This window comes from Burkholderia seminalis (assembly GCF_001718535.1).
Classification (GTDB): Bacteria; Pseudomonadota; Gammaproteobacteria; order Burkholderiales; family Burkholderiaceae; genus Burkholderia; species Burkholderia seminalis.
In genome coordinates this window covers 3,004,006-3,016,021 of record NZ_CP013398.1, presented here as the reverse complement: position 1 = coordinate 3,016,021, position 12,016 = coordinate 3,004,006, and the positions used below count along the sequence as shown (strand labels likewise).

At 66.5% G+C, this 12,016-nt stretch carries 10 protein-coding genes; all 10 read left to right on the top strand.

Annotation, left to right across the window (positions count from 1 at the left end; translation table 11 throughout):
- Positions 1–5: 5 nt before the first annotated feature.
- The 10 genes from WJ12_RS13665 (at position 6) to WJ12_RS13620 (ending at position 11,999) form a co-directional block, all read left to right on the top strand.
- The gene (locus WJ12_RS13665; protein ID WP_059560518.1) at positions 6–632 is read left to right on the top strand and encodes a class I SAM-dependent methyltransferase; all 627 of its coding nucleotides are present in this window, start codon (positions 6–8) and stop codon (positions 630–632) included.
- A gap of 95 nt (positions 633–727) precedes the next feature.
- The gene (locus tag WJ12_RS13660; protein ID WP_034189001.1) at positions 728–1,075 is read left to right on the top strand and encodes an FmdB family zinc ribbon protein; all 348 of its coding nucleotides are present in this window, start codon (positions 728–730) and stop codon (positions 1,073–1,075) included.
- A gap of 61 nt (positions 1,076–1,136) precedes the next feature.
- On the top strand, positions 1,137–1,787 hold the full coding sequence (locus tag WJ12_RS13655; RefSeq protein WP_034189002.1) for a DUF502 domain-containing protein: 651 nt from the start codon (positions 1,137–1,139) through the stop codon (positions 1,785–1,787).
- 67 nt (positions 1,788–1,854) lie between these two features.
- Complete coding sequence (gene aspS, locus WJ12_RS13650) at positions 1,855–3,657, top strand: aspartate--tRNA ligase (RefSeq protein WP_034189003.1); 1,803 nt, start codon at positions 1,855–1,857, stop codon at positions 3,655–3,657.
- 159 nt (positions 3,658–3,816) lie between these two features.
- Entirely contained in the window at positions 3,817–4,311 is a 495-nt protein-coding gene (gene nudB, locus WJ12_RS13645) for a dihydroneopterin triphosphate diphosphatase (protein WP_059560515.1), read from the top strand.
- Positions 4,308–5,582: a cardiolipin synthase ClsB gene (clsB, locus tag WJ12_RS13640; RefSeq protein ID WP_034189005.1), complete on the top strand. Its 1,275-nt coding sequence runs from the start codon at positions 4,308–4,310 to the stop codon at positions 5,580–5,582. Before nudB ends, clsB begins: the two co-directional genes overlap by 4 nt.
- A 200-nt stretch (positions 5,583–5,782) precedes the next feature.
- Entirely contained in the window at positions 5,783–6,382 is a 600-nt protein-coding gene (locus WJ12_RS13635) for a TetR/AcrR family transcriptional regulator (protein WP_006751498.1), read from the top strand.
- 58 nt (positions 6,383–6,440) lie between these two features.
- Positions 6,441–8,228, top strand: a complete 1,788-nt coding sequence (locus tag WJ12_RS13630) for an acyl-CoA dehydrogenase C-terminal domain-containing protein (RefSeq protein WP_034189006.1) — start codon at positions 6,441–6,443, stop codon at positions 8,226–8,228.
- 113 nt (positions 8,229–8,341) lie between these two features.
- Positions 8,342–10,777: a 3-hydroxyacyl-CoA dehydrogenase/enoyl-CoA hydratase family protein gene (locus WJ12_RS13625; RefSeq protein ID WP_059560513.1), complete on the top strand. Its 2,436-nt coding sequence runs from the start codon at positions 8,342–8,344 to the stop codon at positions 10,775–10,777.
- Between the two features lie 22 nt (positions 10,778–10,799).
- Positions 10,800–11,999: an acetyl-CoA C-acyltransferase gene (locus WJ12_RS13620; RefSeq protein ID WP_034189008.1), complete on the top strand. Its 1,200-nt coding sequence runs from the start codon at positions 10,800–10,802 to the stop codon at positions 11,997–11,999.
- Positions 12,000–12,016 lie beyond the last annotated feature (17 nt).

Genomic DNA, 12,016 nt, shown 5'->3' with positions numbered 1-12,016 from the left:
CCGCGATGTCCGATCCGAAGCAACCGCCTGTCCCGACCGCCGCCGAGTTCGCGACGCGCGACCCCGGCCACGCGTCGTTCTGGGACGAGCGCTTCGAGCGCGGCGTGACGCCGTGGGAATTCGGCGGCGTGCCCGGCGGCTTTCGCGCGTTCGCGCACCGGCTCGAGCCGTGCACGGTGCTGATTCCCGGCTGCGGCAGCGCGCAGGAGGCGGGGTGGCTCGCGCAGGCCGGCTGGCCGGTGCGCGCGATCGATTTCGCCGCGCAGGCGGTGGCCGCCGCGAAGGCGCAGCTCGGCGCGCATGCGGACGTCGTCGAGCAGGCCGATTTCTTTACGTACCGGCCGCCGTTCGACGTGCAGTGGGTGTACGAGCGCGCGTTCCTGTGCGCGTTGCCGCCGGCCATGCGCGCCGACTATGCGGTACGCATGGCCGAGCTGCTGCCCGCGGACGGCTTGCTGGCCGGCTATTTCTTCGTGACGGCGAAGCCGAAGGGGCCGCCGTTCGGGATCGAGCGCGCGGAACTCGACGCGTTGCTCACACCGTACTTCGGGCTGATCGAGGATTTGCCCGTGACCGATTCGCTGGCCGTGTTCGAAGGACACGAGCGCTGGCTCACGTGGCGCCGCCGCTAATGCGCGGGCGTCGCTGCGATTGCCGGAGCGCGCCGGGGTTTCAGCTATAATTCAAGGTTTTGCAAGCCGTTTCCAGTTTCTGCGGGAAAAATATCATGCCGATCTACGCCTATCGATGCGAAGCGTGCGGTTTCGCGAAGGACGTGCTCCAGAAGATGAGCGACGCGCCGCTGTCGCAATGCCCTGAATGCGGGAAGGATGCTTTTCGCAAGCAGGTGACCGCCGCCGGGTTCCAGCTGAAGGGCTCGGGGTGGTATGTCACCGATTTCCGCGGCGGCTCGGGCGGCACCAGCGCACCGGCGACGGCGTCGGGCGACGCGGCGCCGGCAGCACCGGCGGAAGCCGCGCCGGCCGCCGCCGCACCGGCTGCGGCAAGCCCTTCCGCCAGTACGACGACGAGCGCGGCGCCGGCACCGGCTGCAGCGCCCGCCGCCAGCAGTTGACCGTCGCGGCCCGGCCGGGTCGCGACCAACCCGCGCCGCTGGCGCGGTTCATTGACGGCAGATGATGAAAAAGACGACCCTGAAAACGGTGTTTCTGACCGGCCTGCTGGTCCTCGTCCCGCTCGCGATCACGCTGTGGGTGCTCGGCCTCATCATCGGCACGATGGACCAGACGCTGCTCCTGCTGCCCGAATCGTGGCAGCCCGAGCGGATGCTCGGCTTCCATCTGCCGGGAATCGGCGCGGTGCTGACGATCGCGTTCATCTTCGTCGTCGGGCTGGCCACGCAGAATTTCATCGGCCAGAAGCTCGTCACGTGGTGGAACGCGGTCGTGCGTCACATCCCGGTCGTCGGGCCGATCTACACGAGCGTCAAGCAGGTGTCGGACACGCTGCTGTCGAGCAGCGGCAACGCGTTCCGCAAGGCGCTGCTGATCGAATACCCGCGCCGCGGCTCGTATACGATCGCGTTTCTGACCGGTACACCCGGCGGCGACGTGGTCAACCATCTGACGGAAGAGTACGTGAGCGTGTACGTGCCCACGACGCCGAACCCGACGTCCGGCTTCTTCCTGATGCTGCCGAAGAGCGAAGTCGTCGAACTCGACATGTCGGTCGATGCCGCGCTCAAGTACATCGTCTCGATGGGCGTCGTGGCGCCTCCGGCGCCGGTACCGGCGCCCGCCCGCCGCCCCGTCGAGCCGCCGCTGTAAGTAAAGAATCATCGCCCGGGCCGCGCGTTGCGGCGCCCGTTGATCAAACCGAACGAAAGCAAACATCATGTCGATGCGTACTGAATACTGCGGTCTCGTGACCGAACACCTGCTGGGCCAAACCGTGTCGCTGTGCGGCTGGGTGCAGCGCCGCCGCGATCACGGCGGTGTGATCTTCATCGACCTGCGCGATCGTGAAGGCCTCGTGCAGGTGGTGTGCGACCCGGATCGCGCCGAGATGTTCGCGACCGCCGAAGGCGTGCGCAACGAGTTCTGCGTGCAGATCAAGGGCCTCGTGCGCAATCGTCCGGAAGGCACGGTCAACGCCGGCCTGAAGAGCGGCAAGATCGAAGTGCTGTGCCACGAACTGAACGTGCTGAACGCGTCGGTCACGCCGCCGTTCCAGCTCGACGACGACAACCTGTCGGAAACGACCCGCCTCACGCACCGCGTGCTCGACCTGCGCCGTCCGCAGATGCAGCACAACCTGCGCCTGCGCTACCGCGTCGCGATCGAGGCGCGCAAGTACCTCGACGAGCAGGGCTTCATCGACATCGAAACGCCGATGCTGACGAAGAGCACGCCGGAAGGCGCACGCGACTACCTCGTGCCGTCGCGCGTGAACGCGGGCCAGTTCTTCGCGCTGCCGCAGTCGCCGCAGCTGTTCAAGCAGCTGCTGATGGTCGCGAACTTCGACCGTTACTACCAGATCACCAAGTGCTTCCGCGACGAAGACCTCCGCGCCGACCGTCAGCCGGAATTCACGCAGATCGACTGCGAAACGTCGTTCCTCGGCGAGCAGGAAATCCGCGACCTGTTCGAAGACATGATCCGTCATATCTTCAAGACGACGATCGACGTCGAGCTCGACGCGAAATTCCCGGTGATGCCGTATTCGGAAGCGATGGCGCGTTTCGGTTCGGACAAGCCGGACCTGCGCGTGCAGCTCGAGTTCACCGAGCTGACCGACGCGATGAAGGACGTCGATTTCAAGGTGTTCAGCACGCCGGCCAACGCGAAGGACGGCCGTGTCGCGGCGCTGCGCGTGCCGAAGGGCGGCGAGCTGTCGCGCGGCGACATCGACGGCTACACGGAATTCGTGCGCATCTACGGCGCGAAGGGCCTCGCCTGGATCAAGGTCAACGAGAAGGCGAAGGGCCGCGACGGCCTGCAAAGCCCGATCGTCAAGAACCTGCATGACGCATCGATCGCGGCGATCCTCGAGCGCACCGGCGCTGAAGACGGCGACATCATCTTCTTCGCGGCCGACCGCGCGAAGGTCGTCAACGACAGCCTCGGCGCGCTGCGCCTGAAGATCGGCCACTCGGAGTTCGGCAAGGCGAACGGCCTCGTCCAGGCCGGCTGGAAGCCGCTGTGGGTCGTCGACTTCCCGATGTTCGAATACGACGACGAAGACGCCCGCTACGTCGCCGCGCATCACCCGTTCACCAGCCCGAAGGACGAGCACCTCGAGTACCTCGAGACCGACCCGGGCCGCTGCCTCGCGAAGGCGTACGACATGGTGCTGAACGGCTGGGAAATCGGTGGCGGCTCGGTGCGTATCTACCAGGAGGAAGTGCAGAGCAAGGTGTTCCGCGCGCTGAAGATCGGCGCGGAAGAAGCGCAACTGAAGTTCGGCTTCCTGCTCGACGCGCTGCAGTACGGCGCGCCGCCGCACGGCGGTATCGCGTTCGGTCTCGACCGCATCGTCACGATGATGGCCGGCGCCGATTCGATCCGCGACGTGATCGCGTTCCCGAAGACGCAGCGTGCGCAGGATCTGCTCACGCAAGCGCCGAGCCCGGTCGACGAGCGTCAGCTGCGCGAACTGCATATCCGCCTGCGCCAGCCGGAGCAGCCGAAGGCATAACGCATTCGGCACCCGGTCGCGTGTGCGGTCATGCACACACGACGCAGATGAAAAAGGCGCAGCGATGCGCCTTTTTCGTTTTTTGCGGTACAGTCGCAGCACTTGCCGTACGTTCGGAGCACATGGCCGTCGCACGGCCCCGTGCCGCATGAAACAACGATGACGAAGCCGCCGAAAATCCCCGAATCCGTTCTTGTCGTGATCTACACGCCCGACCTCGATGTGCTCGTGATCAAGCGTGCCGACCAGCCCGATTTCTGGCAATCGGTCACCGGCTCGAAGGACGCACTCGACGAACCGCTCGCGGTGACGGCCGCGCGCGAAGTGGCCGAGGAAACCGGCATCGCCGTCGGCACGCCCGACGTGCCGGCCGCCGCGCTCGTCGACTGGCGTCACCGGATCGAATACGCGATCTATCCGCAATACCTGCACCGCTATGCACCGGGCGTCACGCGCAACGTCGAGCACTGGTTCGGCCTGTGCGTGCCGGGGCGCATCGACGTCACGCTGTCGCCGCGCGAGCATGTCGACCATGCGTGGTTGCCGTTCCGCGAGGCGGCCGCGCGCTGTTTCTCGCCGTCGAACGCCGAGGCGATCCTGCAGCTGCCCGCGCGCGTGGCCCTGTCGCGCGCGCCGCACGGCTCGTCCGCATGACGGCGGAGGCCCGCAAGCGCTTCGCGCAATTGCGGCAGATGTTCCTGCAGGAACGCGGCTCCGCATCGCGGCTCGCGTTCACGACCGGCAATACCGTGCGGCTGTGCGAAACCGGCGGCGAATTCTTCCACGCGCTGATCGAGCGGATCGATGCGGCGCGCGAGCAGGTGATGCTCGAAACCTACATCTTCTGCGACGACGCGGCCGGCCGGCCGGTGTCGGACGCGCTGATCCGCGCGGCGCAGCGAGGCGTACGTGTGCGCGTGATCACCGACGGCGTCGGCACCGCGCGCCTGCCGCTGTTCGACACGTGGGCCGAGGCCGGTGTCGAGCACTGCATCTACAACCGCTTCCTGTTCGGCCGTTTCGGCTTCTCGCGCACGCACCGCAAGCTCGCGGTGATCGATCATGCGGCCGCGTTCTGCGGCGGCATCAACATCGTCGACGACTACACGCAGGGCAGCGCGACGCTGCCGTTTCCGCGCTGGGATTTCGCGGTCGAGATGGCCGGGCCGGCGGTGTCCGACGTGCGCGCCGCGTTCGAGCTGCAGTGGCACCGGATCCAGTTCGGCCACAAGCCGTATGCGCAGTACGCGGCCGGCCTGCACGGCGGCGAGGCGTTTCCCGACATGTTCCGGCGCTGGATGCGCAGCCACCGGTGGATCAAGGCCGGCGCGCTCAGGGTCGTGACGGAGCCGAGCGTCGCGTTCGTCGCGCGCGACAACGTCGTGAACCGCCGCGCGATCGAAAAGGCGTATCTCGCGGCGATCGGCCAGGCGCGCCAGCGGATCCTGCTCGCGAATCCGTACTTCATGCCGGGCCGCAAGCTGCGCCGCGCGCTGACGGGCGCGGCGCGGCGTGGCGTCGACGTGCGGATCCTGATCGGCCGCAAGGAGTTCGCGGCGCTCGACACGGCCGTGCCGTTCCTCTATCACGCGCTGCTGCGCGCGGGCGTGCGGGTGGCCGAATACGACAAGACGATGCTGCACGGCAAGGTCGCCGTGATCGACGACAACTGGGCGACGGTCGGCTCGTCGAACCTGGACGCGCTGAGCCTGATGCTGAACAATGAAGCGAACGTCGTGCTGGTGCGCTACGATGCAGTCACGAACGAATTGCGCGACGCGATCGCCGCCGCGTTCGCCGATGGCCGGGAAATCGACGCCGCGCGTTTCGCGGCGCGCCCGCGCCTCGAGCGTCTGCTGAACTGGCTCGCGTACACCGCGTATCGTCTCGTGATGAAGGCGCTGACGGTCGGCGGTTACGACTGACGCAGACTAAGCATTCGCTTCAAAATATCTGTCCGCACGTTCGTGCGGAAAAGCCGCTCCGGTCCCGCCGGAATCGCGCAAAATAGCGGCTCGGTTAGACACCGGTTTCTAATAATTTCCTTGTTTCGCGAGCGGCCGCACTCAATAATAGTACGGCCGTTCGATTTTATTCGAACCCCCGAACGGTTACAGAAATAGCTATGCGAAAAGGCGAACAGACGCGTGCCGCGATACTTGAAGCTGCTTTGGACCTCGCCAGCCGTGACGGGCTGGAGGGGCTGACGATCGGCCTGCTGGCCGAGCGCATGCAGATGAGCAAGAGCGGTGTGTTCGCGCACTTCGGATCGCGCGAGGACCTGCAGGTCGAGGTCGTCCGCGAGTATCACCATCGTTTCGAAAACGAGGTGTTCTTTCCGAGCCTGCGCGAGCCGCGAGGCTTGCCGCGCCTTCGGGCGATGCTGGCCCGCTGGACGGAGAAGCGCATCCAGGAGGTGACGACGGGATGCATCTACATCAGCGGTGCCGTCGAGTACGACGACCGGCCTGACAGCCCCGTGCGCGAGCAGTTGATCGCGAGCGTGACGGCCTGGCGTGCCGCGATGCTGCGTGCCATTTCGCAGGCGAAGGAAGAAGGCCATCTGCGTGCGGATACCGATCCGGACCTGATGCTCTTCGAGTTGTACAGCTTCACGCTCGGCCTGCATCACGACGCGCGCTTCCTGCATTCGCCGGACGCCGTGCGCCTCACGTGGGCCGCGCTGGAAAAGACGATTGTTTCGTATCAGAGCGAGAGCCGTTAGCGGCGCGTGACCCGCCCGCCAGGAGCTCGAGCCGTTTTGCCCACCTTTGGAGAGAGTCATGGGACAGTACGCCGCGCCGCTGCGCGACATGCAATTCGTGTTGCACGAGCTTCTGAACGTCGAAGCCGAAGTCAAGCAAATGCCCAAGCATGCGGACCTCGACGCCGACACGATCAACCAGGTCCTCGAGGAAGCGGGCAAGTTCTGCTCCGAGGTACTGTTCCCGCTGAACCAGGTCGGCGACCGCGAAGGCTGCACGTATGAAGGCGACGGCGTCGTGAAGACGCCGACCGGCTTCAAGGAGGCCTACCAGCAATACGTCGAGGCCGGCTGGCCGGCGCTCGGCTGCGATCCGGACTACGGCGGCCAGGGCCTGCCCGCGTTCGTGAACAACGCGCTCTACGAAATGCTGAACTCGGCGAACCAGGCATGGACGATGTATCCGGGCCTGTCGCACGGCGCGTACGAATGCCTGCACGCGCACGGCGCGCCGGAACTCCAGAAGCAATACCTGCCGAAGCTCGTGTCGGGCGAATGGACGGGCACGATGTGCCTGACCGAGCCGCACTGCGGCACCGACCTCGGCATCCTGCGCACCAAGGCCGAACCGAACGGCGACGGCTCGTACTCGATCAGTGGCACGAAGATCTTCATCTCGAGCGGCGAGCACGACATGTCGAAGAACATCGTCCACCTCGTGCTCGCGCGCCTGCCGGACGCGCCGCAAGGCACGAAGGGGATCTCGCTGTTCATCGTGCCGAAGTTCATCCCCGACGCGGCGGGCGAGCCGGGCGAGCGCAACGGCATCAAGTGCGGCTCGATCGAGCACAAGATGGGCATCCACGGCAACTCGACGTGCGTGATGAACCTCGACGGCGCGAAGGGCTGGATGGTCGGCGAGCCGAACAAGGGCTTGAACGCGATGTTCGTGATGATGAATGCCGCGCGCCTCGGCGTCGGCATGCAGGGCCTCGGCCTTACGGAAGTCGCGTACCAGAACTCGCTCACGTACGCGAAGGAACGCCTGCAGATGCGTTCGCTGACGGGCCCGAAGGCACCGGACAAGCCGGCCGACCCGATCATCGTGCACCCGGACGTGCGCCGCATGCTGCTCACGCAGAAAGCCTACGCGGAAGGCGCGCGCGCGTTCACGTACTGGTCCGCGCTGCAGATCGACAAGGAACTGTCGCACGCCGACGAAGCGGTGCGCAAGGAAGCGGCCGACCTCGTCGCGCTGCTCACGCCGATCATCAAGGCGTTCCTGACCGACAACGCGTTCGAGTCGACCAACCACGCGATGCAGATCTACGGCGGCCACGGCTTCATCTCCGAGTGGGGCATGGAGCAGTACGTGCGCGACGCGCGGATCAACATGATCTACGAAGGCACGAACTCGATCCAGTCGCTCGACCTGCTGGGCCGCAAGGTGCTCGGCGACATGGGCGCGAAGCTGAAGAAGTTCGGCAAGCTCGTGACGGAATTCGCGGAAGCCGAAGGCGTGAAGCCGGAAATGGCCGAGTTCATCAACCCGCTCGCCGACATCGGCGACAAGGTGCAGAAGCTGACGATGGAAATCGGCATGAAGGCGATGCAGAACCCCGACGAAGTCGGTGCCGCCGCCGTGCCGTACCTGCGTACCGTCGGCCACCTGGTGTTCTCGTACTTCTGGGCGCGCATGGCACGCCTCGCGCTCGACAACGAAGCGTCGGGCGACCCGTTCTACAAGTCGAAGCTCGCGACGGCCCGCTTCTACTTCGCGCGCCTGCTGCCCGAGACGGCGTCGACGATCCGCGCGGCGCGCGCCGGCTCGAAGACGCTGATGGAAGTCGACGAATCGCTGTTCTGACGCGAGTCCGGGCGGGGCGCGCCGCGCGCCGCCCGAACGCAACGGTTCCTGGTACTCACTTCGTCGTGCAGCCCTCACATCCCGCGCTGCACGACACTATCCGGAGACATCCCGTGAGCAATTTCCTGATTCGCAAGGTCGCCGTGCTGGGCGCCGGCGTGATGGGCGCGCAGATCGCCGCGCACCTCGTCAACGCGCGCGTGCCGGTGCTGCTGTTCGACCTGCCGGCCAAGGAAGGCCCGAAAAACGCGATCGCGCTGAAGGCGATCGAGAACCTGAAGAAGCTGTCGCCCGCGCCGTTCGGCGTGAAGGACGACGCGAAATACCTCGAAGCGGCGAACTACGAGGACGACATCGCGAAGCTGGCCGAATGCGACGTCGTGATCGAGGCGATCGCCGAGCGGATGGACTGGAAGCACGACCTGTACAAGAAGGTCGCGCCGCACATCGCGCCGAACGCGATCTTCGCGACCAACACGTCGGGCCTGTCGATCACGAAGCTGTCCGAAGGGTTCTCGGACGAGCTGAAGTCGCGCTTCTGCGGCGTGCACTTCTTCAACCCGCCGCGCTACATGCACCTCGTCGAACTGATCCCGACCGCGCACACGCGCCCGGAGATCCTCGACCAGCTCGAGACGTTCCTGACGAGCGTCGTCGGCAAGGGCGTCGTGCGCGCGAAGGACACGCCGAACTTCATCGCGAACCGCGTCGGCATCTTCTCGATCCTCGCGGTGATCACCGAGGCCGCGAAGTTCGGCCTGCGCTTCGACGAAGTCGACGACCTGACGGGCAGCCGCCTCGGCCGCGCGAAGTCGGCGACGTTCCGCACCGCGGACGTGGTCGGCCTCGACACGATGGCGCACGTGATCAAGACGATGCAGGACAACCTCGCCGACGATCCGTTCTTCCCGGTCTACCGGACGCCCGCCGTGCTCGCCGAACTGGTGAAGCAGGGCGCGCTCGGCCAGAAGACGGGCGGCGGCTTCTACAAGAAGGAAGGCAAGGCGATCAAGGTGCTCGACGCGAAGACTGGCACCTACGTCGACTCGGGCGCGAAGGCGGACGAAACCGTCGGCCGCATCCTGAAGCGTCCGCCGGCGGAACGCCTGAAGCTGCTGCGCGAAACGGATCATCCGCATGCGCAGTTCCTGTGGTCGATCTTCCGCGACGTGTTCCACTACATCGGCGTGCATCTCGAATCGATCGCCGACAACGCGCGCGACGTCGACCTCGCGATCCGCTGGGGCTTCGGCTGGAACGAAGGCCCGTTCGAAGGCTGGCAGGCCGCCGGCTGGAAGCAGGTCGCCGAGTGGGTGCAGGAAGACATCGCGGCCGGCAAGGCGCTGGCAAACGTGCCGCTGCCGTCGTGGGTGCTCGAAGGCCCGGTCGCCGAGAAGGGCGGCGTGCACACGGCCGAAGGCTCGTGGGCGCCCGCCGCGAAGCGCTTCGTGCCGCGTTCGGATCTCGCGGTCTATGACAAGCAGGTGTTCCGCGCGCCGCTCATCGGCGAAGCCGGCGCCGATCCGAAGACCTACGGCAAGACCCTGTTCGAGACCGATGCCGTGCGCGCATGGGTCGACGACCGTGCGGGTGAGGACGACGTCGTGATCGTGTCGTTCAAGTCGAAGATGAACACGATCGGACCGAGCGTGATCGACGGCCTCGTGCAGGCGATCGAGCTCGCGGAGAAGGACTACAAGGGCGTGGTGATCTGGCAGCCGACGTCGCTGAAGCTCGGCACGCCGGGCGGCCCGTTCTCGGCCGGCGCGAACCTCGAGGAGGCGATGCCGGCGTTCATGATGGGCGGCGCGAAGGGTATCGAGCCGTTCGTGAAGAAGTTCCAGGAAGGCATGCTGCGCGTGAAGTACGCGAACGTGCCGGTCGTCGCGGCCGTATCGGGCATCGCGCTCGGCGGCGGGTGCGAGCTGATGCTGCACAGCGCGAAGCGCGTCGTGCACGTCGAGAGCTACATCGGTCTCGTCGAAGTGGGCGTCGGCCTGGTGCCGGCGGGCGGCGGCCTGAAGGAAGCGGCGCTGCGCGCGGCGGATGCCGCGACGGCCGCCAACGCGACCACCGACATCCTGAAGTTCGTCACGAAGTCGTTCGAGAACGCGGCGATGGCGAAGGTCTCGGCGTCCGCGCACGACGCACGCGCGATGGGCTACGTGAAGCCGTCCGACACGATCGTCTTCAACGTGTTCGAACTGCTCGACACCGCGAAGAAGGAAGCGCGCGCGCTGGCCGCCACCGGCTACCGCGCACCGCTGCGCGCGAAGGACGTGCCGGTGGCGGGCCGCTCGGCGATCGCGACGATCAAGGCATCGCTCGTCAACATGCGTGACGGCCGCTTCATCAGCGACCACGACTACCTGATCGCGAGCCGCATCGCCGAAGCCGTGTGCGGCGGCGACGTCGAAGCCGGCAGCCTCGTCGACGAGCAGTGGCTGCTCGCGCTGGAGCGCCGCGCGTTCGTCGAGCTGCTCGGCACGCAGAAGACGCAGGAACGGATCATGGGCATGTTGCAGACCGGCAAGCCGGTGCGTAACTGAGCGAGCAGACAAGGAGTCTGAAATGAGCAAACAACTGCAAGACGCATACATCGTCGCCGCCAGCCGCACCCCGATCGGCAAGGCTCCGCGCGGTGTCTTCAAGAACACGCGCCCCGACGAGCTGCTGGTTCACGCGATCAGGTCGGCGGTCGCGCAGGTGCCGGGTCTCGACACGAAGGTGATCGAGGACGCGATCATCGGCTGCGCGATTCCCGAAGCCGAGCAGGGCCTGAACGTCGCGCGCATGGGCGCGCTGCTCGCGGGCCTGCCGCAGACGGTCGGCGGCGTGACGGTCAACCGCTTCTGCGCGTCGGGCATCACCGCGCTCGCGATGGCGGCCGACCGCATCCGCGTCGGCGAATCGGACGCGCTGCTCGCGGGCGGCTGCGAATCGATGAGCATGGTGCCGATGATGGGCAACAAGCCGTCGATGTCGCCGCACATCTTCGATCGCAGCGAAGACTTCGGCATCGCGTACGGGATGGGCCTGACGGCCGAGCGCGTCGCCGAGCAGTGGAAGGTGAGCCGCGACGACCAGGACGCGTTCTCGGTCGAGTCGCACCGCAAGGCACTGGCCGCGCAGCAGGCCGGCGAGTTCAACGACGAGATCGCCGCGTACACGATCAGCGAGCGTTTCCCGAACCTCGCGACCGGCGAAGTCGACGTGAAGACGCGCGAGATCAAGCTCGACGAAGGTCCGCGCGCGGACACGTCGCTCGAAGGCCTCGCGAAGCTGCGCACGGTGTTCGCGAACAAGGGCTCGGTCACGGCCGGCAACAGCTCGCAGACGTCGGACGGCGCGGGCGCGCTGCTCGTCGTGTCGGAGAAGGTGCTGAAGGAATTCAACCTGACGCCGCTCGCGCGCTTCGTGAGCTTCGCGGTGCGCGGCGTGCCGCCGGAAATCATGGGGATCGGCCCGAAGGAAGCGATTCCGGCCGCGCTGAAGGCCGCCGGCCTGAAGCAGGACGATCTCGACTGGATCGAGCTGAACGAGGCATTCGCCGCGCAGTCGCTGGCGGTGATGCGCGATCTCGGTCTCGACCCGTCGAAGGTCAACCCGATGGGCGGCGCGATCGCGCTCGGCCACCCGCTCGGCGCGACCGGCGCGATCCGCGCGGCGACCGTCGTGCACGGCCTGCGCCGCCGCAACCTGAAGTACGGGATGGTCACGATGTGCGTCGGCACCGGCATGGGCGCCGCGGGCATCATCGAACGCCTGTAAGCGGGACGCGACGAAAG